We start from the raw sequence: 23452 nt of genomic DNA, 5'->3' as shown, positions 1-23452 counted from the left end.
CATCGTAAGCTCCATGGCTCAGAGTGCCGGGCAGGCAACAACCTGCCCGGCAGACACACCGCTACGCGGGCATTATCAAATGATTCTTCGATAGCAGCTACGCGGGCATCTTTGATGAGTCAACGCGGGCCATTGCCGGGCCTAGACCCCGTGGCTACACTCAACGTGTACTGCGTTCGCGTTGCCAGTAAGCACGTCTCTTGAGAATGCTTGGAGTCCGCCGATGTTACTAAGTACCTTTGAAGTTGAACGACTGATGACCTATACGGCCGCCAAACTCGCGATGGAGCGGAAAGGCCGTGGGCTGAAGCTCAACCTGCCGGAAGCCACCGCGATCATCACCTCCTATCTGCTCGAGGGTGCCAGGAACGGCGACACGGTTGCGGACCTGATGGAATCGGGCCGTGAAGTCCTCAGCCGGGACGACGTGATGGAAGGTGTCCCGGAGATGCTGGCCCAAGTCCAGGTTGAGGCCACCTTCCCTGACGGAACAAAACTCATCACGGTCACGGGACCGATCCAATGAGGATCACCGAAAACCCATTCAGCAATCCAGCCCTGACGAGCAGGGACACGGATGATAATTTCAGCCATCCCAGTGACAACCCCGGCTATGACACCGCCGTTGTCTATAACCACAAGACACGCCATCCTTCCTCCGGTGCCAGCGGCACGAGCCAACCAAGGCGTCCGGGAACCAGCGAACGGCAGTCACCCACCCGGCAAAGCAGCCAGAAAGTGGTGGCCTACGAACCCATCGTCCCGGGCGAAGTCCTTTACGGCGATGAACCGGTGCAGATCAACGCGGGCGCCGAAGTGACGGTCCTGCGGGTCGAGAATACTGCTGACCGGCCCGTCCAAGTCGGATCCCACTACCACTTCGCCGAAGTGAACTCCGGGCTGCAATTCGACCGTGATGCGGCGTGGGGCAAGCGGCTGAACGTGCTGTCCGGAGGCTCCATGCGTTTCGAACCAGGCGCCGCCGAAGAAGTGGAACTGATCCCGATCCGGGGCAACAGAATCGTCCTTGGCCTCAGAGGGCTGTGCAGGGGAAATCTCGATGGGTGACATCCGGCGTTCAGAGTACGTTGCTTCGTTCGGCCCGACGACGGGGGACCGCATCCGCCTCGCCGACACCAACATCCTCATCGAGGTTGAGGAGGACCGGTGCCGCGGCGGCGACGAGGCAGTCTTCGGCGGCGGCAAGTCGATCCGCGAGTCCATGGGCCAGTCATCGGCTACCCGCGCAGAAGGCACCCCGGATCTGGTCATCACCGGGGCGGTGGTCCTGGACCACTGGGGCATCATCAAAGCCGACGTCGGTGTCCGCGACGGCCGGATCGTCGCGCTGGGCAAGGCAGGCAACCCCGACACGATGGATGGGATCCATCCGGATCTAGTCATCGGTCCGTCCACGGAAGTAATGTCCGGCAACGGCCTGATCCTGACCGCCGGCACCGTGGACACGCACGTCCATCTCGTCGGCCCTGACATGCTGACCATGGCATTGCAAACGGGCACGACGACGGTGGTCGGCGGCGGTACCGGCCCCACCGAAGGCTCGAAGGCGACTCTGGCGACGCCGGGCTCCTGGTGGATCGCGCGCATGCTTGAGGGTCTGGAGCCCTGGCCACTGAACGTGCTCTTCCTGGGCCGGGGCAACACGACTTCGCATGAGGCCATGTGGGAGCAACTTCGCGGTGGGGCCGGAGGCTTCAAGGTGCACGAGGACTGGGGCGCCACGCCGGCGGTCATCGACGCAGCTCTTCAGGTCGCGGATGAATCCGGCGTCCAGGTCGCCATCCACAGCGACACCCTGAACGAATCCGGTTTCGTCGAAGACCTCCTCTCAGCGGTCAACGGCCGGACGTTCCACGCGTTCCATACCGAAGGTGCCGGCGGTGGGCATGCCCCGGACATCATCAGGATCGCCAGTGAATCCTACGTGCTGCCGGCCTCAACCAACCCGACGCGGCCCTTCACCCACAACACCATCGATGAGCATCTGGACATGGTCATGGTCGCGCACCACCTGAATCCGCAGGTCCCCAACGACCTTGCCTTCGCAGAGAGCCGGGTACGTGAAGGAACCATCGCCGCCGAGGATGTTCTGCAGGACATGGGTGCACTTTCGATCATGTCCTCGGATGCGCAGGCGATGGGCCGTATCGGCGAAGTCGTGATGCGGACCTGGCAAACGGCTCACCGTATGAAGCGCCTGCGCGGCTCGCTTGACGGGGATGACCGAGCCGACAATCACCGCGCCCGCCGGTACGTTGCGAAGTACACTATCTGCCCCGCCGTCGCGCACGGACTCGAACACGAGATCGGGTCGATCGAGCCGGGCAAATTGGCGGACATGGTGCTGTGGCAGCCAGCGCTGTTCGGCATCCGGCCTACTGCAGTCTTCAAGGGCGGAGTGGCCGCCGTAGCAGCGCTGGGGGATCCCAACGCGTCGGTGCCGACGCCGCAACCGGTCATGGAACGGCTGGGCTTCAGTGCCTTTTCACGTGCGGCCGCTTCCACTTCAGTGGCGTTCGTTGCGCCGGCGGCGATCGAAGACGGACTGGCGGACCGGCTGTCGATCAACCGCCCGCTCGTCCCGGTCGGCAACGTCCGCGGCCGCGGCAAAGCAGACATGCCGGAAAATACGGCCATGCCGCATATCGAGGTTGATCCGAATACCTACGGCGTCAAGATCGACGGAGAGCTGATCGAGCACGAACCGGCCACCGAGCTGCCCATGGCGCAGAGATACTTCCTGTTTTGATGCCGCTCGAAGGTCCTGCCGGAGCCTCTACGCTGCCACTGACGGCGGCGGTTCCCGCCATGCTCTTGCTAGCCGACGGGCGGTTTCCGACCGGAGGCCATGCCCATTCCGGCGGCTTTGAACCGGCCGCCGCCATCGACGGGCTGCGTGATGTTCCAGGCATGGAGACTTTCCTGAAGGGCCGGCTCGGAACGGCTGGTCTGGTGGCCGCCTCCTTCGCCGCGGCCTCGTGTACGGTGTTCGCGCGGATCGGGTCAATAGCGGACGACGGCGGGGACCTCACCGAACGCTTGCTCACGCTCGACACCGAGTTCGAAGCGAGAACCCCATCCCCGGCACTGCGCACTATGTCCCGGCGGCTTGGACGCTCGCTCCTGCGGGCCGGGAGAACGGTCTGGCCGTATGCGGGCCTGGAAGCAATTGCCTCGATCCCCGGCAAGGGGTTGCATCAGCCGATCGCCTTCGGCGCCGTTGCCGCAGCAGCTGGCCTCGGTCCTGACAACGCGGCGTTGATCGCCGCCCACGAATCCATTACCGGTCCCGCCACCGCGGCCGTGAGGCTCCTCGGACTGGACCCGTTCCAAGTCAATGCGGCCCTGGCACGGCTTGGCAAGGAGGTTGCCACCGTGGCAGCGGAAGCAGCAACCTACGCGGATAAACCGCCTGCCGACTTGCCGGCCCGCGCCGGCTACTTACTCGACATATTCGCCGAACAGCACGCCACCTGGGAGGTGCGTCTCTTTGCCAGCTAAGGAGCCCACAATGCACGACCACGACCACGAACACAGCCACGACCATGATCACGAATTGACTCTGGAACCCAGCAGGGAAGGCGCCAATACCTTTCGCGCTGCGCCGGAGCACATCCACGTTGATGAGCAGGAGGCATTGCCCCGGATCCCTAAACAGGCACTGAGAATAGGTATCGGCGGACCGGTGGGGTCCGGCAAGACTGCGCTGGTGGCCGCACTATGCCGCACCTTGAGTTCCGAGCGGGAAATCGCCGTCGTTACCAACGACATCTACACCACCGAAGACGCCGATTTCCTGTTGCGGCACGGGGTGCTGCCGTCGGAGCGGGTTACCGCTGTCGAGACCGGTGCCTGTCCGCACACAGCCATCCGGGACGATATTTCCACCAACCTGGAAGCCATCGAGGAACTCGAAGAGAAGCTGCCCCAACTGGAGCTGATTCTGGTGGAAAGCGGAGGCGACAACCTGACTGCCACCTTCAGCAGGGGGTTGATCCACCACCAGATCTTCGTCATCGACGTCGCCGGAGGAGACAAGGTGCCGCGCAAAGGCGGCCCGGGCGTGACCACCGCGGACCTCCTGGTCATCAACAAGACTGACCTTGCACCCAATGTCGGCGCGGATCTGGGCGTCATGGATCGCGATGCCCGCGCCAAACGCGGTGAGCTGCCCGTATTGTTCACGTCGTTGACTGAAGATCCGGCGGCGACGAAAGTCGCGGAATGGGTCCGGGACCGGCTAGCCGAACACTCGGGCTGATGCTGGCCCACGCCCGCCTGACAGCGGACCGTCCGAGAGGACCCGAGGCTAGGGAAGGCACCACCAGGATCCAACGGATGCGGTCCCAGGCGCCATTGATCCTGAGGCCCACCCGCCAACGGGCGCCCGCAGCGGTCCGCCACTGGAATCTGGATCAGGACCAATGCGCGGGCGTGAGCATCGTTGCGGGCGCTGCGGGCCCGCTGGGCGGCGACCATTTGCGGCTGGACGTCGTGGTGAAAGCAGACGCCTCGTTGATCGTCCGCGCCGTTGCGGCCACCCTGGTGCTGCCTGGTCCGCACGGCCTGGAATCCCGAAGCGAGGTCAATATCAAAGTAGCCTCCGGCGGAACCCTCGTCTGGTTGCCCGGGAAGCAGATCCTGGCCGAGCGTTGTTACCACGAGGCGCTCACCAGGATCGACTTGGAGGATGGCGCCCGGCTGTTCGCACGCGAGGAACTCGTGCTCGGGCGTCACGGCGAGACTCCGGGAGCGGTGCGGCAACGTTTGCGCCTCACCTACGACGGCGTCGCCAGCCACGACCAGGAGCTGGCGGTTGGGGAAGGAGCGATCGGGTGGGACAGTTCCGCGGTCACCGGCGGCCGCAGAGCCCTCGGATCCGTGTTGATTGTGGACCCGGAGTCCACGGGACGGACTGATGCCCCTTCGCCTGTACCCAAAGACATCCCGGATACGGCTGTGATGGCGCTGGACTCCCGGTCGGTCTTGGTTTCGAGCCTGGCCGAAGACTCGATCCTGCTCACCCGGCAACTGGACGCAAGCCTCGCCGGATATGCCCGCCAGGAAGAGGCTGACTGCGTCTGACCGGTACGAGGTGTGCATCCTATCCCGTGCGCTTACCTCCGCTGACTTCGGGGAGGAACCTGGCGGCCACAACGCCGGCCGTGCCCAGTACCGCCAGGAACAGCAGCGCCACGCCCGTGCCGAGTTGCGCGAGGGCGCTGCTGATCCCGCCCGTCACCAGAAGCAGTACACCCATGGCGGTATTCGAGACTGCGACGTATTCCGTGCGCTGGTCTCCCGTAGCCATGTCCACGACATAGGTCTTTCGCGCCACGCGAACGCCGATATGGTTCAGCGCCAGCATGAAGAAAGCCGACGGATACAGCCAACTAGAGGCGGCAAATGAGGGAACTGCGGTGGCGGCGAGCAAGGCAAAAACCACCAGCGACGACGCGGCGCAGCCCCACATCATCAGATTCTTGCTGGAGCGGTCCGCCAATCGTCCTGCCAGCCGGCCGCCGAGAATCGCGGCCAGCCCGGAGGCAATAACGAACGGTCCCAGCCCGCCCAAACCGCCGGTACCCCGCTCTTCCGCCATGGCCACTATGAACGGCGGGCTCAAGGCGGACACGAGCAGCAGTCCGCGCACCCCGACGAATCTGCGGAAGGGTTCATCCTCCCGCAGCAGGCCCCAGGAACGCACGAGCCATCCGCCGTCGTCGTTGTTTTCTGGGGGGACTCCATCCGGTTCCTTGACGCGGGCGAAGACCAGCAACGCTGCCAGCCAGGCGAAGGCAGCGCAACCAAGAAGAATGGCCAGCGCGGCCGCGTCCACATTACCGCCGCCAATGAGCCGGATGCCGAGCCCTACCGTGACGGCAACGATCCCGGATGCCAAAGCCGCGATCCCGTTTATCTGGCCGCGCTGGCCCGGGGGAATGGTGCGGCCCTGAACGTCCTTGGAAGCAATGGAAGCCAAAGCGCGCGCCAGTGCAAAGCAGGCCACTTCGAGGAGAATGGCGACACCTGCGGCGGTTCCGGTTCCTACTGCCGCGGTGAATGCCATCGCTGCCACCGCGGCGGCCTGCCCGGCTGCCCCGATGATCCAGATCCGCTTCCGCTGCCGGTGCCGGCGCACCCAAGGAGCCAGCGCAGCCTGGGGCAGCATCGAGCCCGACTCACGGACCGGGACGAGGAGCCCGATGACCCATGACGGCCCACCGATGGAGGCGATGAGCCATGCCAGGACCGTCGAAGCGTTGACGACCTGATCGCCAGCATTCTGCAGGGCGTGGGCGACAATGAGGCGGAGGCCGTTTCCCGGCACGTTCTGCCGGACATCTTCCGGCAGAAGTGCCAGTGCGTCCTTGTCCGCTACGACCAATCGGCCGTAAATCTTCGCTCCTGCATGTCCCATCCGGGATCAAGCCGTCCGCAGCGCCCAGCGGCTACTTCGCCTCAGGCGTCGTCCGTCTCGGGGCGTGATTCGGACCCGGATCCGGCTTCGGGATCATGTTCAGCCTCGGAGTCGGTCTCCGGTTCGGGAGGCAGCGCACCGCCTTCGCCCTTCCACCGGTGCAACTGTTTCTCCGGCACCTCGCCCGTGTCGATTTTTCTGGTCCTGCCCAGACCGCTTTCCGGCGTCTTGTCCATGTCCAGACTGTAGGCCGTCCTCGATACGGGGGCAAGGTCTCCGCCGGCGCCAGCGTGGCAGAGGGGCAGAGTTTCCAATAGCCCCTGCTCTACCAGTGGTGTCAGCTGGCTGGCGGTTGTGGAGTGGGGTCGGCCTCGCCGCCGTCCTTCCGGAAGGCGCTTATCATTCCATTCGGTTCCATAAAGGCGTATTTCACTTGATCCAGATTTTCGATACCTTGCAGGCGCAGCTGGGCCTCGATTTCCTGACGGCTCATAAACTCCCTCCTCATGAGGTGTTTGTTCAACTGCCCGTTCTCGATCAGGGGCCTCTTGCTCGGCTTAAGGATCTTTCTGACCGCCGGAAGCTTGTAGGCCAGTGCATCGAGAACAACGCTCCAGGCCAAGATCGTCACCACCAGGATCAAACCGTCAGTGACGGATGTGGAATCGGGGGCGAAGGCGTGGGAGACGGCTTCCGCGAGCAGGACAATCACCAGGAGGTCCGTCAGCGCCAAGGCGCCTGACTCCCTTTGCCCCGTCAGCCGGAGGATGAAGGTCAGCCCCAGAAAGAGCAAGCTGCCCCGCACCACCAGTTCCGCTACGGGAAGGGACGGTTCAAGAATTGAAGACCAGTCCATGAAGTACCTCCTGTAAACCCACGATGGCGGCGTATCTCCCGCCCCCCGATCGTGGATCGTGGGCAGCCCCTGGCCATCCAGAATAAGTAAGTATACTTACAAGATTGCAGTTCTGGTCCAAACCGCTGATCGCAGTTGCGTCTTCCTATGGCACCGCGAGGCGAGCGTACAAGCGGTCGAGCTACCACAGCCGGGAGGGGAGTTTATGGCAGCAGCCGAAGGCGACGAGCGGGAGAGCCGGACCATTGTCCTGGGTCTGATGGCCGATCGCGGGCTGCCGGAACGCGTCGCCACGCGATTGGCAGATACGCTGCCGGACAAGCTGTCCGAAAATATCGACGGCGCAGTCCGCTGGGAGGTGTCCGTCGTCCAAGAGACGCTCCCGCTCGATTCCGACGGCGATATTCAGCTGGAGCGGTATGCCGAGGATCTGAAACAGCGCCATCACTGGGACTTTCTGGTCTATGTGACGGATCTGCCCCGCTATGTCGGAAACGAGCCTCTGGTCAGCGACGTCAACGTAGCCCGGGAAGTCTGCCTGATCTCGCTGCCCGCGCTGGGCTGGCCGCGGGTCCGGCACCTCACCTTGCAGGCGGTGCTGCATGCGGTAGGCCATATGACTGAAGGATCTGCCACAGCAGACCCGGCCGACACTGAAAGCGAGGACCGGCTCGCCCCGGTGCATGGCGTTTTTTCCTCCGCCAGGGACGACGGCAAATACTCGTACCTGTCGGGTCTGCGCGGACGGCTACGGCTGATGCTGGGCATGATCCGCAGCAACCAGCCGGGCCGGCTCCTGCCATCACTGTCCAGCGCCACCGCTGCCGCAATCGGCACCGGAGCCTTCGGCATCTTCTACGCGTCCATCTGGAACATGGCCGATTCTTCCAGCCCCCTCCGGCTGGCAGGAATCAGCGTCCTTGCCATTGTCTCGATGACGGCATGGCTGATCGGGTACAACGGACTGTGGGACCGGCGCCGGCTCCACGGGTTGGGAGGCCGGGCAGGCATGGATAACATCGCCACGGCCATCACCGTGGTGCTCAGCGTGGCAGCGATGTACCTGATACTTTTCGTGGTGCTGTTTCTGGGCTCTTTGGCAGTGATTTCCGGAGACTACCTGCAGTCACAGCTGAAGCATGCCGTCAGCCCCGTCGATTACGCACGTTTGGCGTGGCTTGCCAGTTCCCTCGGCACTTTTGCCGGCGCCCTGGGATCAAGTTTCGACAGCGACGAATCGATCCGGGAAGCAACCTACAGCAGGCGCCAGCAGGAGCGGCGCAAACTCGCTGATCGAACAACCGGGGGCCGGGAATAACGCCGGTTCAACCGGCACCAAAATAACGACGACGGCGCCAAAGTTCCCCGTGCGTCAGCGGCCGGCCTGCACGAAGCCGGATTCGTAGGCCACAATCACGGCCTGGGTCCGGTCACGCACGTTGAGCTTGGCCAGGATCGAGCTGATGTGCGTCTTGACCGTCTCCACGCCAAGGTGCATGAGGCTGGCGATCTCCTGGTTGTTGTGCCCCTGGGCCAGCTGCCGCAGGACTTCGGCTTCGCGGCTGCTCAGGCCGGCGTCAGCGATGAGATCTCGTCCCCGGCTGCCATGCTGGGCTACAAGCTCGCGCAGTTTCGCCGGATACATGATGGAATCCCCGCGTGCCACCGCGCGGACCGCCTGAACCAGTTCTTCCGGTTTGGCCCGCTTCAGCAGGAAGCCGTCAGCCCCCGCTTTGAGCGCCTCAAAGACGTAATCATCGCTTTCGAAGGTGGTGAGGATCAGGATCCGCGGGGCGTTGTGTTCCTGCGCGCTGGCCAGCAGGGCTCTGGTGGCCTGGATCCCGTCCATCCTCGGCATCCTGACATCCATCATGACGAGGTCGGGTTCCAGCCTGTGCACTTCCGTCCAGGCCTCGGCGCCGTCGCCCGCCTCGCCGACGACGGCGAGGTCGTCCTCGAGGGACAGGATGGCTGACAGGCCGGAGCGGATCAACGGCTCGTCATCGACGAGGAGAATGCGGATCGGTGCGTTCACCTGCGCCCCCGAACCGACTGTGCCCCATCAGGCTGCCCATCGTCCGGCTGCCCGGAGTCCAGCGGGAAGCTGGCAACCAGGGACCAGCTGCCCATGGCCCGCGACGTTTGCACGCCGCCGCCGGCCAGACGGGCTCGTTCTGACATGCCGGCCAGGCCACGTCCACCGCCGCGAAGCCGCGGGACGCCGGAGACGGGATTGCTCAGCTCCAGGTGCAGCATCCGTGGGTCCGCGCTGATCGTGAGGGTGCATTGCTGCGGGCTGGCATATTTGAGCACGTTGGTCAGTCCTTCCTGCAGGATTTTGAACGCGGCAGTGGAGATCGCGGGAGGAAGGCTGTCCAACCGGCGGGGGTCGAAGTTCCGCTCTATCTCCAGCCCTTGCCTGGCGAGCACGTCCAAATAACCGGGCAACTCTGTCAGCGAACCGGCCCCGCCGTCCAGGACATGGCTGCTGCCGTCCGGTTCGCGCAGGATGCCGATGACGTGGTCCAGTTCAGCCAATGCGGCCCGGCCCGTGTCCGCAACGGCCTGCATCGCCCGCACCGCGGCGTCCGGATTCCGGGCCAGCAGCGATTGCGCCGCGGTTGCCTGCAGGGTGGTGACCGTCAGGGCATGGCCGACGGAATCGTGCAATTCACGGGCCAGCTCATTTCGCCGGGCATCGGCGCGCGCACGCTGTTCTTTCAAGGCTAGGCGCTCCGCGGGCGACGGGCCCAGCATGACGCCGGCCCAATGCCGCAGTGCCATGCCTGTCAGGATGGTGAAGATCATGACCCCGGCGCCCAGCGCAAGGGACCACAGCACCGCCGTCGTACTATCGGCGAAGGGGGAGAGGACCGCGGCAAGCTGGTCGGCAACCCGGGTCTGGCCGGTCAGCGGCATAACGGACAGCGTCACCATGACAGGAATGGCAAACGCCGCCGTGACCAAGGTGAGTCCGCCGGCCATCAAATGCACCAGGTACCAGGCTGCTCCGCGCCACCGCCGGTTGTGCGCGATGCTACCGATCGGCTCGGGCAGCTCGACGTCCAGTAACTCCCGCACCGCGGTGCGTTCCAAGGCGCGCGTGACGGACAACAGGGCGGGAACGGCGAGCAGCAGAAACAGGAGGATAAGGGCGACGACGGCGGCCAGCGGGCCGGCTTCGGGCGAGCCGGCCAGCTGCGTGCCCCAGATGAAGACCGCGATGTAGGGAACGGCGAGCAGGGCGCCGATCATCATGAACACAAAGTGCCTGAAGACCTGCCCTGCCCGTTTGGCCGGTGTCCGGCCGGAGTCCGCCATGGGCCCATTCTTGCCTAATATCGTTCCGCGGTCAGCTATCCAGCCCGCACCGGCGGCAGGTTCCGCGGCGTTTGAGGTAGTAGGCGAGTGCCGCCGCACCCAGCAGCGGGCCCCAGAAGATCCATAGCGCCGCCGGCCCGATGGTTCCCCAATTGCTCCAGTCGAAGGGAATGCCGCCGGTGGTGCCGCTGAATGCAAGCCGGATAAGTTCTGCCCCAGCCGGTACAACAACGACGGCGACGAACGACGCCGGAAGCACGGCGAGCAGGATCGGAACCCGGCGTCCGCCCAGCAGCGGAACCCAGCCTGGGACGGCCGAACCCCAGCGCTGGATCAGGCCCAAGGTCAGGAGTGTGCCGGCGAAAGCCATGGATGCCAAGCCGAGGCCGGCGTAGACCATGCCATTCTCCTGCATCCGGCGCAGAAAGTCGGAGCTGATTCCCAGCGGAATTCCTGCCGCCCAACCGAACCGGATGATGGCATAAACGGCCGGGATGGCTGCTGCGGCAATGGTCACGGGAATGCCCCATTTGCCTGCCGATGCAGCGGAAAGCCAGCCCCCGCCGTCGTGCTTGCGGCCGCACCTAATGCAGGCACCGGAATGTTTTCGGACGGCCGTTGCAGCGGTTAGCAGCCACAGCCCGACGCCGGCGACGGCCGCCAGCTGGTGCAGGAGAACGGGCCAGCCCTGCTCGGGCATCGCGGCCAGGACGCCGGGATCCATGACGGCGTTGATGGCCAGGTACGGCAGATAACCGAGCAGAGTGAGGATCCGGCTGTCCACAATGACCAGCAGGACCAGCGCGGTGTAGATGCAGGCAAAGACCGGGGCGGCAATAGCCAAGATCCTGCCGGGTCTGCGCACGGCGTGGACCGTGAGTGCGATGAGACCGCCGGCAACTGCCAGAGCCGGGAGAGCGTAGTTGAGGAGGTCGCCCAGCGGCCCGTTCAACGGTGCCACGGCTGCGGGAATCCGCGGATGCTGCAGCGGCAACCGGTCGCCGTTGAGCAACAAGAGGCCTGCGATTCCCGCGTAGAGGAAAGCCGCGGCCGCCGTCGCCAGCGGCATCCGGGTGATGAAGCCGCCGTCGGCGTCGGTTCTGAGGGGGTGCGAAGGTGCTGAATGAGCAGTCATGACTTCAGTCTTCCCGCGGTGGGCCGGCGGAAGATCCCCCGGCGGAGCGGACTTGCTCCCTCAAACGGGTGAACTGCCGGGGCGAAGCGGAGCGGAGCCGGCCCTTGAACTAAGCCGGTGCGTCCACCATGCTGGCAGTACCGACCCCGGACAAAATATCTCCTTGCAGAACGAGGAACAGCCTTCCTTGGAAAGGTGCGCCCAATGCCCCGAGTGGCTGTACTGGCAACCGGCGGGACCATCGCGTCGAGCAAGGGGGCCGACGGCACATCGGTAGCAAGCCGGGGCGTGCAGGACCTCGTGGCGGGCATCGGGTCCGGGGACGTGACCGTGGAAGCGCGGGATGTGCTCCAGCTCGGGTCCTACTTGTTGGCACACCGCCATCTTCGCCTCATCGCCGAAGCCGTCGCCGAGGAGATCGCCCGGCCTGAGGTCGACGGGGTCGTCGTCACTCACGGCACGGACACCATGGAAGAAACCGCCTACCTGCTGGACCTGGTGCATAACAGTCCCAAGCCCGTGGTGTTCACCGGCGCCCAGCGTCCGGCGGATGCCGTTGATACTGACGGTCCCGCAAATCTGCGTGAAGCCATTGCCGTTGCGGCGGCTTCCGAGGCCCGCGGGCACGGCGTGCTGATCTCCTTCGCCGGACAGATTTATGCCGCACGGGGCACGCGCAAGGCACATACCGTTGCGCCGGCTCCGTTCCAAACTGCCGAAGGCGGTCCCATCGGCCGCACCGAAGGGGCTCACGTCCGCTTCACGATGCAACCGCTTCGGCCGCCCGCGTTGGCGCTACCGACAACAGCCTTTGATAGCACGCGCGTAGACGTGGTCAGTGTTTACCCCGGAGCCGATGCCGCCCTTGCGGCTGCCGCGGTGGAGGCAGGCGCTGCCGCCGTCGTTATTGCGGGCACCGGGGTGGGCAATGGCAACCACGCGCTGTGTGCCTGGGCGGCAGAAGCGGTGCGGGCCGGCGTCGTTGTTGGGCTTTCCACCCGTGTGGCGGAAGGGCCGGTGGTTCCCTATTACGGCAATGGCGGCGGTGCCGACCTGGTGCGGGCCGGGGCCGCTCCGCTTGGCTCGCTGCCGCTGTTCCAGGCGCGCATCCTGCTGGCGTTGCTGATCGCCGGCGGCCGGAAGCCTGAAGCACAACTGCTGGAGCCGTACCTCTGAGGAAGGAAAGACATGGCAAAGGAAATCTTCGTCGCTTTCGGCATTGATGTTGATGCGGTGGGCGGTTGGCTCGGTTCCTACGGGGGAGAGGACTCGCCTGATGACATTTCCCGCGGTGTTTTCGCCGGTGAGGTAGGGGTTCCGCGGTTGAATGCGCTGCTGGCCAAGTACGAGCTCCCGGCTACCTGGTTCTGGCCCGGCCACTCCATCGAGACTTTCCCCCGGCAGTTCGACGAGGTTGTTGCGGCCGGACACGAGATCGGCGTCCACGGCTACAGTCATGAGAACCCGATCGCGATGAGCCGGGAGCAGGAGACCGAGATCCTCGACTACTGCATCGACCTGATCGAGCGGAAGTCCGGAAAGCGTCCGACTGGCTATGTGGCGCCGTGGTGGGAATTCTCCAAGGTCACCAACGAACTGCTGCTGGAGCGCGGCATCGCGTATGACCATTCGCTGATGCACCGCGACTTCGAGCCGTACTATGTGCGCGTCGGCGACAGCTGGACGAAGATCGACTACGATCAGCCGGCCAGCGCGTGGATGAAGCCGCTGGTCCGGGGCGAAGAAACCGATCTGGTGGAAATTCCGGCCAACTGGTATCTGGATGACTTGCCGCCGATGATGTTCATCAAGTCCAGTCCCAACAGCCATGGGTTCGTCAATCCGCGCCAGCTGGAGGAAATGTGGCGTGACCAGTTCGACTGGGTCTACCGGGAATGCGACTACGCCGCTTTCACCATGACCATCCACCCGGATGTTTCGGGCCGGCCGCAGGTGCTGCTTATGCTGGAGCGGCTGATCGAACACATCAGCGGCCAGGACGGGGTCAGGTGGGCGGACTTCCACACGATAGCCGAGGATTTCAAGGCACGCAGTTCGCGGGCGAAGTAGCGTTCGAAAGTAGCGGGCGGAGACAGCCGGAAGTGAAGTCACGCGCTTCCGGCGACCGTTGCCGGGTCAGCCGGCTGGCCGAAGGCATGGACCAGCCATGCACCGAGGTGGTCCTGCCAGACGAGAGTGACTACGGGGCCCTCGTCGGCCGAACGGCCGCTGTATGGCACGCTTCCTGCCGCCCCCGCCGGGAAGATCCGGACGTACGCCACTGCCGGATTTCCTGCAGCAGGCTCGGCTACCGGGGCAGCGTCCCAGTCCGGGACATACTGCAGCTTCCGGGCAGCGACGCCGAAATCTCCCCAGTACTCCCGGGATTCGGGTGTCACCAGGCTTTCGAGCGTGTTCCGGAAATGGGCGGGATCCATCAGGGCCCCGCAAAACAGCCGCGCGACTTCCGCTGCGTCCTGCAGATTTCCTGCGGGTGCCGCCGGTCCGGCTCCGGCCTCCGAAGCGCGGGTGCGGTGGATCCAACGGCTCTGCGGCGGCTGATCTTTGTTCATGCTTTCAGCCTAGGACCCGGCCCCGACCGGATAGCGTTCATTTTGCACCGCATTGCCAACCTCGCCCAAAAAAGAGGCGCTGGGAGTTTGCGGGCGCAAGCGGGCTACATTGCCAGCTCGCGGATGCGTCCGTTATGCAACCGGATGGCGGAGCGTCTGGTTTACGGCGGGATGACGGCCGTGCCGGGCCGGCGCATGGGGGCGGCGCGGCAGCAGGTGCAAGTACTCGGGATGCTCGTACATCGTCTTTTTGACCAGCGCGTCCATGGGACGCACCATCAGCTGCCGGCGGTGGACACTGTCCAGGGCGCTGATGATCAGGGCGGTGTCCAGCTGCTGGTTTCTGAAGCCCCGATCGATGGTGGTTTTGAGGAACCAGATTTCTGCACCCTTGATGCGGTAGGTCAGGGTCCCGGCTACGGATCCGTCCGAGAAAATGATGAACTGGGAGTGCGTGGGGTCATCGCGAACGGCAGGCATCAGAGTCTCCTCTTGCTTCCGATGGTGCGCAAGGCGCGCGCCAGTTACTGCATGAGACGCAAAGACCCCGTTGAAGGTTCAGATGCAGAGGAAATTATTTACGACGGCGGCTGCTTCCCTTCTGGCCCGAAGAGGAACTCCTCGGCATGGGCCACGGCTTTCTTGAAGGAATCATTGCGGAGGGCCAGCTGCGTGACGTCGTCCTGGGTTTCTGTTTCGATGTACTGCGTGAAACCGGGCCGCAGAACCCAGATGCCGCCGGCGGGTGGCAGATAGAAAACGGCGAAGGACCGGTGCTTGCGGTCATCCTCCCAAATAGGGACGACGGCGACGGCGGCGCCGGTGTCCACGTTGATCCATTGGGCACGGGGACGGGGCTGGTCCTCGTCGAAAACACTGGGATTCAGGAACGGGGCTGTGCCTTCGCCCCAGCGTTCCTCGAAGCGCTCATGGAAGATGGGAAAGAGGGTTGAATCGTAGCGCCGCCAGTTCGACACTTTGCAGTCCTTTCTCGTGATTATCGGGTCACGCTAGCCCAGGAACCAGCGCCGGACCAGCAGATCAAACACGTCCCGCGGAGGGCGGAGCGGTGAGACCGGAGGGAACAGCCAGACCGTATCTTCCGGGGACGCCGTCCAGCCCAGGACCACCGGTTCCTGATCCTGCACTGTTACCGCCACGTGGCGTCCGCGTGACCTCGGCTGCGTGTCCGGAAGGGTGGACGCGCGGTGCCGTCCGCGGTTGTCGTAGGCAGCCCGGCGCCGCGGGTCGCCCAGCACGCCGTAGGCATCCAGGATGCGGGCCATCCGGCGGGCTGCCGCTCTGGCTGCTTCCGGATCTGCAGAGAGCTGGAGGTCGGGGTGATACCGGCGCAGCAGCAGACGATAGGCTCGGCGGATCTGTTCCTGGTCTGCGTCGCGGTCCACCTCCAGGACCGCGTAAAGATCCTGGTCTTCCATCTCGGTTCTCCTCTGCCGGACTGCCGTCCGCGGAACGAGGATGCTCGCAAGGTGATCAAGGCAGGAAGGGTTGCCCTGCAGCCAGGCAGGGCAACCACAGATCCTGCTTCGGTTGTCAGCCTCCTTGCGTACCTCCGTATTCCTTGGGATTACTAGGGATTAGGCGTTGATCTGCTGCTGTGTGTCGCTGCTCTGGATCTCGATCTTGCGAGGCTTGGCCTGCTCACGGATGGGGATCCGCAGAGCCAGCACACCGGCGTCGTAATTGGCTGTGACTTTATCCATGTCCAAGGTGTCGCCAAGGATGAGCTGCCGGCTGAAGGTGCCGACCGGGCGCTCAGCGGCCACTACTTCCTTGTCGTCATCCAGCCGGGACTTGCGCTCGGCGGCAACGGTGAGAACGTTGCGTTCGACATCCAGATCAATGGTTGCGGGATCGACGCCGGGCAGGTCGAGTTCCACGACGAACTCGTCGCCCTCGCGCCACGCGTCCATCGGCATAGCAGCGGGGCGGGTCTGCGATCCGAAGACCTGCTGGGTCAGCCGGTCGAGCTCCCGGAACGGATCAGTTCGCATCAACATGGTTGCCTCCTTCAGTTCTTCTGTCTTATTTCGGCAGATTATCTATGTCTGCCGACACAGATATTATGACGCTGCGCTACAATATTTTGCAAGAAGTTCGGAGGAAGAAATTGGGCAAGGACGACGAGCAGCGGCTGCGGGCGGAGCAAGGCGTCTACGGCATCTCCGTCGCCGCGGACCTGGTTGGTGTGGGCCAGCAGACTCTCCGGCTCTACGAGCGCAAAGGGCTGGTGGAACCGGAGCGCACCGAGGGCGGCACGCGCCGCTACAGCGAGAACGACGTGGAGCGGATGCGCCGGATCGGTGAGCTGGTGGACGACGGGCTGAACCTGGCCGGCGTCGACAAAGTCCTGCGGCTTGAGGAGATCAACGCCGCGCTGCAGCGGGAACTGGACGTGGCGAAGGATCAGGACCGGCGCCAGAAGCGGTCCGCGAAGCAGGGCTGAGCGTCTGCGGCGCCCGGCCAGCTGTCAGCGGACGCTATCGGTAGCGACGGCGGCGGCCGGCTCGGGGAAATCGACGGCGATGTCCACTTCGTGCCCCAGCGACGCCAGATACACCAGGTGGCTGGCGGTTTCCGCCAAGGCGAGCCGCAGCGAGAACCCGTTCAGGGACGCCCAACCGCGGGACCAGGTCAGCTCGCGCGCGACCTCCCAGACCGAGGCGGAAGCCTGCTCCTGCAGAACCAGCCGGACCTCATCCGAACGGGCCTGATTGTGGCGTGCCAGTTGGGCCACCCGGCTTGACAGACCGGTGAAGCGGTACTCGTGCGCCGGACAGACTTCGACGTCGTCGCCCAGATCAATGGCGGCGAGCGAGTCGAAGTAATCGGCCAGGGGGTTGGACAGGCCCTCGTGTTCGAGGGAGATGTGCGGGGAAATCCGCGGCAGGACGTGGTCGCCGCTGAAGACCAGCCCGTTGTCCTCATCGACCAGGCAGAGGTGGCCCGGGGTGTGCCCCGGGGTGGAGACGGCGCGGACCTGCAGCCCGGCGACGGGAAGCATCTCGCCGGAGGCCAGCGGGAGATCAGGCGGCAGCAGCCGCGGACGGTCGGTGCGGCGGGAAAAGGTCAGCTCCTCGAGCCGGTCCTGCGGCACACCCCAGTGGCTGAGGCGGAACATGTCCGCCTCACGGACTTCGTCCGCATCGCGGGACGGATCCGGAATCCACTCGTCTCCGCCCATGGCCAGCCAGGCGCCTGAAGCGTCTTTCAACCGGGCCGTCATGCCGTGGTGGTCCGGATGATAGTGGGTGACCACAATACCCGTCAGGTCCCCGGGGGTTATGCCGGCCTGCTCCAGCCCGGCCACCAGGTGCTGCCAGCCGTCGTCGCTGTCCCAACCCGGATCGATGAGCACGGATGCTCCGCTGCCGAGCAGCAAGTAGCTGATCGTGTAACGCAGCGGATTGCCCGGGAACGGCACCGGAATAGACCAGACGTTGGAACGCAGCTGTTCCACCGGCGGGAATTCCTTGGCGTGCCACGCCCTGTACTGCTCGTGACCCGTGACGGTGATGACTGGTTCTTCTGGCATCCGACCAGTCTAGGTCAGCGCAGCACAATCGCCGTGGCCGTTGCCGGCGAGGCCCCCGTTTCCACGAAGCCGGAAACGTTCGCGTCCGGATGCTTGATGATGTCGGTAATGGAGCCGAGGTGCCGGGACAGGTCCACCTTGTCCTCCGGCGCGGCGAGCAGCAGCTGGAAGCCGAATTCCTGCAGCGCATTGATCCCGGCGCCTGCATACTCGGAGTTCGCCTGGATGAAGGCCTCGTCAATCATCACCGTGCCGTAGGTGCTGTAACCCTGGCTGGCAATGCCCAGCTGGTAGGCCAGGGCGGCGCCCATGATGAAGGAGGTGAATCGCTGGCCTTCGCCGCCGGAGAGCGTGCCCGGTTCCAGCCCGGTCTCGATCTCCCCGTTGGGCCGGTGCTCGTTGCAGCTGATGGTGACATGCTGGCGCACATCCAGCACGGTGTCCCGCCAGTGCTGTTTCGCCGGATCGTTCAGCGCGTCCACCAGGCGCTCCAGAGCCTTATAGCTGGCGGCCATCTGCTCCGGGGTCTGCTTGATGTAGGCGTTGCCCAGCGCGTTCTTCAGATTCGTGCGGAAGGTGCGCGCTTCCTCCGGAACGCTGGTCCGGACCTCGAGCTTGAGGTGGCTGCCGTTGTCGAAGGGGACATCGTCCAGGATCTGGTTCAGCGGCAGGATCCGCTCCTCGATGGCACGGCGTTCCTCCTCCAGCATCTGGAGCAGATCCGAAAAGCGCTCGTAGGAGCGGTTGTTGAAGTACTCGCGGAACTCCTCTTCGCGCTGCGGCAGGCCCTCGGAAATGATGTCGTGGTAGAGCTGCTCATACTGCGCGGCGCTTTCGACGCCGGTGCCAAAGGAAGCGCTCAGATGCTCGCCCCAGTCGCGGGCAAAGAATTTGAAGGTATCCGTCAGTGCCGTCTCGGTCTTGTGGAGCTCATCGCTGAGGGTGGCAGCGGCGTCCTTGAGCTCCAGGGCGAGGCGGTGGAAGGCGGTTTCCAGTTCCTCCAGCCCCGTGGGTTCGCCCAGCGGTTCAAGGTAGCGGCCGATGGCCTCGGCTGCCCAGTCCGCCGGTGGGTTTTCTTCGGCCCGGCGGGCTGTGTTGTCCCGGGCGGTTTCGGCATTGCGGAGCTGCTTGTCCAGCTCCTCGAGGTCGTGGCGGAGCACGGCGAGCCGGCCCACGCTGGCCTCCAGTTCGGACTTGGCGGCCTTGAGCTCGGCATGGATTTCCGCGAGGGTGGCGCTGCTGTCCACCGCTTCGCGCAGCCGGTCCTGCAGACCCTCCAGCACCTCGCGCTGGGCACTGCTGTCGACGTCGGACCATGCACGGGTGTCGGCGGCCACCCGATGCAGCGCGTCCAGCCGTCCGGCGAGCACATCCTTGGCCTTGCTCCGCTGGTCCGCCAGCTCGGCGGCGTCCGCATGTTCCTGCAGAATGCGCTCGGCCTGTGCCTCGAGCAGGGCGATTTTGTCCGTGTTGTTGAAGCCGAGCAGGTAGTCGCCCGGATTGACCTTCCGGGTGTCCCGTTCAAAGGTGTTCTTGTTCAGCTTGAGGGTGCCGGCGAGGCTGATCGCCTTGTCCTCGTGGTGCAGTTCGGCGTCGGAATCCACGCAGGTGAAGGCATAGTCGCTGGTGATTTTTTGCTGCAGCCAGTCGCCGGCCTCGGAGTTCTTGAACTCGAGCTTGCCGACCAGATCACGGTCTCCGGCGGTTCCGGGCCGCGGGGGAGTGGCGATGTTGATCCAGCGCAGCTTGCCATGGCTGTCCAGCGCATCGATCGCCTTGGTCACAGTGCGGATATCCTCGCCGCGGATCAGCAGCGTGGTGGCCAGCGACCGCAGCGCCTTTTCGGCGGCAGGCCGCCACGGCAAATGCTCCGGGGCAATGTCCACCAGCTCGCCTGCGAACGGCATGTCCTCAGGCGCGATGCCGGTTTCGGCGCTGATCTGCCGCCGGGCGGCTGCGCTGGCGCCGTCGATATTGTTGCCGCGCCGGGCATAGGACGCGATTTCGGCGCGGAGCTTCCTCTCCCGGTCCTTGGCGTTGATGCTTGCGGCCACGGCCTCGTATTCGAGGGTCTTGGCGGCAGCGGCCTCGGCGGTAAGTTCTTCGACGGCTGCGGCGGCCTGCAGACGGGCAGACTCCAGACCGTCGGCGGACCACTCGAGCTGCAACCCGGCGTCGTCAATGTCTTGCTGCACCTGGGTCCGGACGCGCTCGCGCTGCTGAAGTTCCACCGAGGCAGCGCGGATGTCCCGCTCCAAGGCTTCGATGGCGCGGCCGCCGTGGCTGGCATGCCGTTCGTCCAGCCGCTGGACCTGCGACTCCAGGCTCTCCTTCGCGGCGGCTTCCGCCTGGATCCTCAGGGTCTTGGTCTCGCGTTGACCGGCGAGCCGGGCCGTCTCGGTTTCCAGGAGCCCGGCCGCCAACTGCTGGCGCACCCGGGGCAGCTGCACCTCGGCCAGTTCGCGGTTCCGCTCCAGCTGTTCGCGCAGTTCCCGGTAGCGCAGGTGCTGCGCCGGTACCTTCGCCAGGGCGTCGCGCTGGCCGGTGGCCTCTTCCAGCTGGCGGTAGATCCCGCGCAGGTGGCTGAAGTCCTCGATGGCTCCCGCGGCCGCCTTGAGCGTGGACGGGATGTCCAGCACCTCGTAGCGGAAGAACTTGTTCACACCCTTGTCCAGACCCTTGCCGTTCTGCAGGGTCCGCAGCAGACTAAAGGCCTTGTCATTATCGATCCCCAACCGGCGGCGGAAGCGCTCGGCGAAGGCCTTGTGCACGTCGAACGCCTCGCAGCCGGGCAGCGCGGCGTGAAGGGAGGTGGGTGAGAAGCGCCGGCCGCCGTGGTTTTCCAATGCCTCGGTGTCCAGAGGCTTGTTATGGATGACGTAGTGCTTGCCCACCTGGCCTTCGAGCCCGTTGGCCGGCAGATCGAAGAGAGCGGAGAGGGTGACCTGGCGGCCGAGGCCGTCGTCGAAGACCAGCGCGACGGCGGACCAGGTGGCGCTGGGCCGCTGGTAGGTGGTGCCCGCAGCGGTTTTGGCCTTCCGCCCGCGCATGTAGCTGAAGGTGGTGCGGCGGTCCTTTCGGTTGCTGGCCTCGTTGGCGGACTCGTTCAGCCGGGGCGCGGCGTAGAAGATGTGCTGGATGCCGTCGAAGAGCGTGGACTTGCCGACGCCGGGATGGCCGGTGAGCAGCGTGCCGGCGCGGTCCACGTACATGGTGTGCCGGCCGTGGAACGTGCCCCAGTTGATCACCTGGATTTTGCTCAGCCGGTACTGGCCGGGGTTGATCTCCTCGCCGAGCGGGAGCGTCTGGGCAATGCTCACAGTTCCACCTCGCTTGCGGCGGTGTTGTCAGGGACGGTGCTGCCGGAAGCGTGGCCTTCGGCCTCCGGGGCGGGCAGCTCAGGATCCAGCATCTCCGGATCGAGTGCTTCAGCATCCAGCAGGTCGGGGTCGATCAGTTCGTGGGCGTCGCTGCGGGCCAGTGCCTCGATGTAGGCCGGGATCTGGTCGATGCTGTCGAACGGCAGCGCCATGGCCAGCGCGTTGCTGACCCGGTACACGCTGGCCAGCTCAGTGGGCAGCAGCAGCTTCAACGCCAGCAGGCGGGAGATGGAGGCGTCGGTCAGCTCTTCCAACCGCTTGTCATCCACCGTGCCCGGCTGCCGGTGTTCTTCGAGGATTTCCCGGGCGGCGGAGCGCGAAATGGTGGCGTCGGTACCTGAGCCGGCGTGCCGGTCGAGCAGCAGCCGCAGCCGCAGGGCCAGCAGCGTCTCCTCGCGCCGCAGCGGCTTGCGCGGCTGGACGGCGGTGGTGTGCGGGGCGTCTACTTCGGCCGGGGTGAGCATGGCGATTTTCCGGTCCGGATCCACGCTGAGGACCAGGAAGATCTCGCACAGGTAGTCGGCGATGACCTGCCGGTTGTCCAGCACGGTGGTCCACAGCCGTGGGTCGGCAACGCCGTCGATGTACGGCCCGCGCAGCAGGCGCACAATCGTCTGGCGCAGCTGCAGCGGGAAGGTGCCGGTGTCGCCGTCGAACAGTTGCCGCTCCGCGCGATACCCGCTTGCAGCGATGTCAGCCTCGGTCTCGGTCATTTGCTCTCATCCTTGAAACCCGTTGAATCTTTGGTGAACGTGACAAGCGGGAGGTAGGCGGTGCGCTCGACGCCGTCGATCTGTTTGTAGGTGAGGACTTCGAACCGGTCGCCGATGTCCTGGTCCGTGTGGCGGGCCGTGAGCACCAGCCCACGGATGGAGTTGATGTGGCGGTGCTCGGGCGGCAGCAGTCCGAACGCCGCGCCCAGCGTGGCCTTGCCGTCCTTCGCCGCAACGGTAGCTGCGGTGATCGCCTGGCGGATGGCACCGGCGTCGGCCTTTGGCGTATTGGGCGTGCGATGGATGTCCGCGTCGCTGAGCGCCGGCGGCTCCGCAAGCCGCGGCGGCGGGATATGGTCCTCGGGGTTGAAGATCCCGATGCCGGCCAGCGTTTCGAACTCCGGCAGGTACAGGTTGACGGGAGCTGCCGGCGTCCTGGTCTTCAGGTCCGGCGAGTGGGCCACGGCCAGCTCGGCCGAGCGGATGGCCTTGCGCAGCAGCATGGACTCGCGGAACTCGTCGCTCTGGACGTAGGTGTGCAGGCTCTCGGAGAGACGGCCATAGATGGCATGGACTTCGGAGGCCTGGCGGCGCAGCTCCCGCACCAGATTGGCCAGGGTGTTGCGCTCGTCGGAGCTCAGATCGGACACGAAATCGCGCTCGAGCACTTCGCGGACAGCTTGGCGGAAGCGGGCCTGCTGCTGCGGATTGTTCAGGAACTCCGTGAAGCCGCGGAAAGTCTCGCCCTCGGCGGTGCTGCGCAGCTGGCGGTCGCCCTCGAGGACCTGGCCGACGGCCACGCCCTTGGCCACGCTGGACTCCATGATTTCCTGCCGGATGGTGTGCAGCATGGCCTCCACGCCGTCGCGCATCCGCTTGAAGTCCGCCGGCAGGGTGGAGGCCAGGTCGAGGATGCTCCGGGCCGCGGCAACGGAGGTTTCGTGCGGGAGGACCGCGGGTTCCTGGCCGGTTTCCAGCGCCTGGATCTGCGCCTGCCGTTCGGCGATTTCCGCCTTGAGCTGGCTGATCCTGGCGGCCGGATCCGGGTCCGACTCATGGGCGAGCGATTCGATGCTGTTCAACAGCGCGCTCAGCCGGGAGCTGTTGAGGTTGGTCCGCTCCTGTGTGAAACCGTCGATGAAGTTCAGCACCCGCTGGGTCTGCGCGGTGGGCTCGTAGACAAACTGGCCGTCCACCATCGGCCGGGCGAGGAACTGGTTGCGCACCCAGGAATCGGCGTAATTGGCCGCCTGCCACTGCTCGTTGACATTCAGGTTCTCGTGCCGGAGTTCCTTCAGGAAGGCAGCCAGTGCCGCGTGGAATTCCTCGAGCGCAATCCGCGGCCGGTTCGGCGTGAACTCGGCCCGGAAGAAGGCGATGGTCCACGGTGCCGCGGAGAGCAGCTTCCAGGCAGGGCTGAGCCTGAAGTCCTTCTGGGTGTGCCAGTTGGAGACAGCTTGTTCAGTGGAGCGCATC

25 protein-coding genes are annotated in these 23452 nt (G+C 65.1%); 10 read left to right on the top strand and 15 right to left on the bottom strand.

The window, feature by feature from the left end:
* Positions 1-223: 223 nt before the first annotated feature.
* The 6 genes from AC3A4M_RS21720 to AC3A4M_RS21695 are packed head-to-tail and all read left to right on the top strand — an operon-like array spanning position 224 to position 5106.
* Entirely contained in the window at positions 224-526 is a 303-nt protein-coding gene (locus AC3A4M_RS21720) for an urease subunit gamma (protein ID WP_074699629.1), read from the top strand.
* Entirely contained in the window at positions 523-1068 is a 546-nt protein-coding gene (locus AC3A4M_RS21715; protein WP_498738563.1) for an urease subunit beta, read from the top strand. The genes AC3A4M_RS21720 and AC3A4M_RS21715 overlap by 4 nt, the downstream gene beginning before the upstream one ends.
* Positions 1061-2770 carry an urease subunit alpha gene (locus AC3A4M_RS21710; protein WP_498738560.1) on the top strand — a complete coding sequence of 570 codons (1710 nt, stop codon included), beginning with the start codon at positions 1061-1063 and terminating at the stop codon, positions 2768-2770. Before AC3A4M_RS21715 ends, AC3A4M_RS21710 begins: the two co-directional genes overlap by 8 nt.
* On the top strand, positions 2770-3522 hold the full coding sequence (locus AC3A4M_RS21705) for an urease accessory protein UreF (protein ID WP_498738559.1): 753 nt from the start codon (positions 2770-2772) through the stop codon (positions 3520-3522). The genes AC3A4M_RS21710 and AC3A4M_RS21705 overlap by 1 nt, the downstream gene beginning before the upstream one ends.
* 10 nt (positions 3523-3532) lie before the next feature.
* Positions 3533-4282 carry an urease accessory protein UreG gene (gene ureG / locus AC3A4M_RS21700; RefSeq protein ID WP_498738557.1) on the top strand — a complete coding sequence of 250 codons (750 nt, stop codon included), beginning with the start codon at positions 3533-3535 and terminating at the stop codon, positions 4280-4282.
* Positions 4246-5106 (top strand): urease accessory protein UreD, encoded by an 861-nt coding sequence (locus tag AC3A4M_RS21695; RefSeq protein ID WP_498738555.1) that lies wholly within the window; start codon positions 4246-4248, stop codon positions 5104-5106. Before ureG ends, AC3A4M_RS21695 begins: the two co-directional genes overlap by 37 nt.
* Before the next feature lie 19 nt (positions 5107-5125).
* Here AC3A4M_RS21695 and AC3A4M_RS21690 read toward each other — a convergent pair whose 3' ends face one another.
* The 3 genes from AC3A4M_RS21690 to AC3A4M_RS21680 all read right to left on the bottom strand — a co-directional run bounded on the left by AC3A4M_RS21690 (position 5126) and on the right by AC3A4M_RS21680 (position 7298).
* Positions 5126-6442: an MFS transporter gene (locus AC3A4M_RS21690; protein ID WP_498738553.1), complete on the bottom strand. Its 1317-nt coding sequence runs from the start codon at positions 6440-6442 to the stop codon at positions 5126-5128.
* Between the two features lie 41 nt (positions 6443-6483).
* Positions 6484-6678 carry a hypothetical protein gene (locus tag AC3A4M_RS21685; protein WP_498738552.1) on the bottom strand — a complete coding sequence of 65 codons (195 nt, stop codon included), beginning with the start codon at positions 6676-6678 and terminating at the stop codon, positions 6484-6486.
* Positions 6679-6779: 101 nt separating this feature from the next.
* On the bottom strand, positions 6780-7298 hold the full coding sequence (locus AC3A4M_RS21680) for a DUF421 domain-containing protein (RefSeq protein WP_498738550.1): 519 nt from the start codon (positions 7296-7298) through the stop codon (positions 6780-6782).
* Positions 7299-7503: 205 nt separating this feature from the next.
* Between AC3A4M_RS21680 and AC3A4M_RS21675 the strand changes: the two genes are divergently transcribed.
* The gene (locus tag AC3A4M_RS21675; RefSeq protein WP_498738548.1) at positions 7504-8616 is read left to right on the top strand and encodes a hypothetical protein; all 1113 of its coding nucleotides are present in this window, start codon (positions 7504-7506) and stop codon (positions 8614-8616) included.
* A gap of 54 nt (positions 8617-8670) precedes the next feature.
* Here AC3A4M_RS21675 and AC3A4M_RS21670 read toward each other — a convergent pair whose 3' ends face one another.
* Genes AC3A4M_RS21670 through AC3A4M_RS21660 form a run of 3 tightly spaced genes read right to left on the bottom strand, consistent with a single transcriptional unit; the run spans position 8671 to position 11754 of the window.
* A complete protein-coding gene (locus AC3A4M_RS21670) occupies positions 8671-9333 on the bottom strand; it encodes a response regulator (RefSeq protein WP_498738546.1) in 663 nt (220 codons plus the stop codon).
* Positions 9330-10619 carry a sensor histidine kinase gene (locus tag AC3A4M_RS21665; protein ID WP_498738544.1) on the bottom strand — a complete coding sequence of 430 codons (1290 nt, stop codon included), beginning with the start codon at positions 10617-10619 and terminating at the stop codon, positions 9330-9332. The genes AC3A4M_RS21670 and AC3A4M_RS21665 overlap by 4 nt, the downstream gene beginning before the upstream one ends.
* Positions 10620-10650: 31 nt before the next feature.
* Positions 10651-11754 carry a hypothetical protein gene (locus AC3A4M_RS21660; protein ID WP_498738542.1) on the bottom strand — a complete coding sequence of 368 codons (1104 nt, stop codon included), beginning with the start codon at positions 11752-11754 and terminating at the stop codon, positions 10651-10653.
* Between the two features lie 204 nt (positions 11755-11958).
* Here AC3A4M_RS21660 and AC3A4M_RS21655 point away from each other — a divergent pair, with 204 nt between their 5' ends.
* Positions 11959-12930 carry an asparaginase gene (locus AC3A4M_RS21655; protein WP_498738540.1) on the top strand — a complete coding sequence of 324 codons (972 nt, stop codon included), beginning with the start codon at positions 11959-11961 and terminating at the stop codon, positions 12928-12930.
* 12 nt (positions 12931-12942) lie between these two features.
* Positions 12943-13824: a polysaccharide deacetylase family protein gene (locus AC3A4M_RS21650; protein WP_498738539.1), complete on the top strand. Its 882-nt coding sequence runs from the start codon at positions 12943-12945 to the stop codon at positions 13822-13824.
* A 38-nt stretch (positions 13825-13862) separates the two neighbouring features.
* On the opposite strand, the gene AC3A4M_RS21645 is transcribed toward AC3A4M_RS21650, so the two are convergent.
* The 5 genes from AC3A4M_RS21645 to AC3A4M_RS21625 form a co-directional block, all read right to left on the bottom strand.
* Positions 13863-14327, bottom strand: coding sequence for a hypothetical protein (locus AC3A4M_RS21645; protein ID WP_498738537.1), 465 nt, complete (start codon positions 14325-14327; stop codon positions 13863-13865).
* A 132-nt stretch (positions 14328-14459) separates the two neighbouring features.
* On the bottom strand, positions 14460-14807 hold the full coding sequence (locus AC3A4M_RS21640) for a GNAT family N-acetyltransferase (RefSeq protein ID WP_498738535.1): 348 nt from the start codon (positions 14805-14807) through the stop codon (positions 14460-14462).
* A 98-nt stretch (positions 14808-14905) separates the two neighbouring features.
* The gene (locus AC3A4M_RS21635; RefSeq protein ID WP_498738534.1) at positions 14906-15304 is read right to left on the bottom strand and encodes a hypothetical protein; all 399 of its coding nucleotides are present in this window, start codon (positions 15302-15304) and stop codon (positions 14906-14908) included.
* A 33-nt stretch (positions 15305-15337) separates the two neighbouring features.
* Positions 15338-15766: a DnaJ domain-containing protein gene (locus AC3A4M_RS21630; protein ID WP_498738533.1), complete on the bottom strand. Its 429-nt coding sequence runs from the start codon at positions 15764-15766 to the stop codon at positions 15338-15340.
* A 159-nt stretch (positions 15767-15925) separates the two neighbouring features.
* A complete protein-coding gene (locus tag AC3A4M_RS21625) occupies positions 15926-16348 on the bottom strand; it encodes an Hsp20/alpha crystallin family protein (protein ID WP_498738532.1) in 423 nt (140 codons plus the stop codon).
* A 110-nt stretch (positions 16349-16458) separates the two neighbouring features.
* Between AC3A4M_RS21625 and AC3A4M_RS21620 the strand changes: the two genes are divergently transcribed.
* On the top strand, positions 16459-16794 hold the full coding sequence (locus AC3A4M_RS21620) for a MerR family transcriptional regulator (RefSeq protein ID WP_498738531.1): 336 nt from the start codon (positions 16459-16461) through the stop codon (positions 16792-16794).
* Between the two features lie 24 nt (positions 16795-16818).
* Here AC3A4M_RS21620 and AC3A4M_RS21615 read toward each other — a convergent pair whose 3' ends face one another.
* The 4 genes from AC3A4M_RS21615 to AC3A4M_RS21600 are packed head-to-tail and all read right to left on the bottom strand — an operon-like array spanning position 16819 to position 23451.
* Positions 16819-17883, bottom strand: coding sequence for an MBL fold metallo-hydrolase (locus tag AC3A4M_RS21615; RefSeq protein WP_498738530.1), 1065 nt, complete (start codon positions 17881-17883; stop codon positions 16819-16821).
* Between the two features lie 14 nt (positions 17884-17897).
* On the bottom strand, positions 17898-21203 hold the full coding sequence (locus tag AC3A4M_RS21610) for an ATP-binding protein (RefSeq protein ID WP_498738528.1): 3306 nt from the start codon (positions 21201-21203) through the stop codon (positions 17898-17900).
* The gene (locus AC3A4M_RS21605; RefSeq protein WP_498738526.1) at positions 21200-21976 is read right to left on the bottom strand and encodes a DUF4194 domain-containing protein; all 777 of its coding nucleotides are present in this window, start codon (positions 21974-21976) and stop codon (positions 21200-21202) included. Before AC3A4M_RS21605 ends, AC3A4M_RS21610 begins: the two co-directional genes overlap by 4 nt.
* A complete protein-coding gene (locus AC3A4M_RS21600) occupies positions 21973-23451 on the bottom strand; it encodes a DUF3375 domain-containing protein (protein ID WP_498738524.1) in 1479 nt (492 codons plus the stop codon). The genes AC3A4M_RS21605 and AC3A4M_RS21600 overlap by 4 nt, the downstream gene beginning before the upstream one ends.
* Position 23452 lies beyond the last annotated feature (1 nt).

Source organism: Arthrobacter sp. Soil_C_60, from assembly GCF_057656375.1.
Note: the sequence above shows the minus strand (reverse complement) of the source record. Positions and strands in the feature narration are given on the sequence as shown.

Coding starts and splice junctions, on each gene's coding strand:
- AC3A4M_RS21720 (WP_074699629.1), top strand. CDS start 224: ATGTTACTAAGTACCTTTGAAGTTGAACGACTGATGACCTATACGGCC.
- AC3A4M_RS21715 (WP_498738563.1), top strand. CDS start 523: ATGAGGATCACCGAAAACCCATTCAGCAATCCAGCCCTGACGAGCAGG.
- AC3A4M_RS21710 (WP_498738560.1), top strand. CDS start 1,061: ATGGGTGACATCCGGCGTTCAGAGTACGTTGCTTCGTTCGGCCCGACG.
- AC3A4M_RS21705 (WP_498738559.1), top strand. CDS start 2,770: ATGCCGCTCGAAGGTCCTGCCGGAGCCTCTACGCTGCCACTGACGGCG.
- ureG (WP_498738557.1), top strand. CDS start 3,533: ATGCACGACCACGACCACGAACACAGCCACGACCATGATCACGAATTG.
- AC3A4M_RS21695 (WP_498738555.1), top strand. CDS start 4,246: ATGGGTCCGGGACCGGCTAGCCGAACACTCGGGCTGATGCTGGCCCAC.
- AC3A4M_RS21690 (WP_498738553.1), bottom strand. CDS start 6,442: ATGGGACATGCAGGAGCGAAGATTTACGGCCGATTGGTCGTAGCGGAC.
- AC3A4M_RS21685 (WP_498738552.1), bottom strand. CDS start 6,678: ATGGACAAGACGCCGGAAAGCGGTCTGGGCAGGACCAGAAAAATCGAC.
- AC3A4M_RS21680 (WP_498738550.1), bottom strand. CDS start 7,298: ATGGACTGGTCTTCAATTCTTGAACCGTCCCTTCCCGTAGCGGAACTG.
- AC3A4M_RS21675 (WP_498738548.1), top strand. CDS start 7,504: ATGGCAGCAGCCGAAGGCGACGAGCGGGAGAGCCGGACCATTGTCCTG.
- AC3A4M_RS21665 (WP_498738544.1), bottom strand. CDS start 10,619: ATGGCGGACTCCGGCCGGACACCGGCCAAACGGGCAGGGCAGGTCTTC.
- AC3A4M_RS21660 (WP_498738542.1), bottom strand. CDS start 11,754: ATGACTGCTCATTCAGCACCTTCGCACCCCCTCAGAACCGACGCCGAC.
- AC3A4M_RS21655 (WP_498738540.1), top strand. CDS start 11,959: ATGCCCCGAGTGGCTGTACTGGCAACCGGCGGGACCATCGCGTCGAGC.
- AC3A4M_RS21650 (WP_498738539.1), top strand. CDS start 12,943: ATGGCAAAGGAAATCTTCGTCGCTTTCGGCATTGATGTTGATGCGGTG.
- AC3A4M_RS21645 (WP_498738537.1), bottom strand. CDS start 14,327: ATGAACAAAGATCAGCCGCCGCAGAGCCGTTGGATCCACCGCACCCGC.
- AC3A4M_RS21640 (WP_498738535.1), bottom strand. CDS start 14,807: ATGCCTGCCGTTCGCGATGACCCCACGCACTCCCAGTTCATCATTTTC.
- AC3A4M_RS21630 (WP_498738533.1), bottom strand. CDS start 15,766: ATGGAAGACCAGGATCTTTACGCGGTCCTGGAGGTGGACCGCGACGCA.
- AC3A4M_RS21625 (WP_498738532.1), bottom strand. CDS start 16,348: ATGTTGATGCGAACTGATCCGTTCCGGGAGCTCGACCGGCTGACCCAG.
- AC3A4M_RS21615 (WP_498738530.1), bottom strand. CDS start 17,883: ATGCCAGAAGAACCAGTCATCACCGTCACGGGTCACGAGCAGTACAGG.
- AC3A4M_RS21605 (WP_498738526.1), bottom strand. CDS start 21,976: ATGACCGAGACCGAGGCTGACATCGCTGCAAGCGGGTATCGCGCGGAG.
- AC3A4M_RS21600 (WP_498738524.1), bottom strand. CDS start 23,451: ATGCGCTCCACTGAACAAGCTGTCTCCAACTGGCACACCCAGAAGGAC.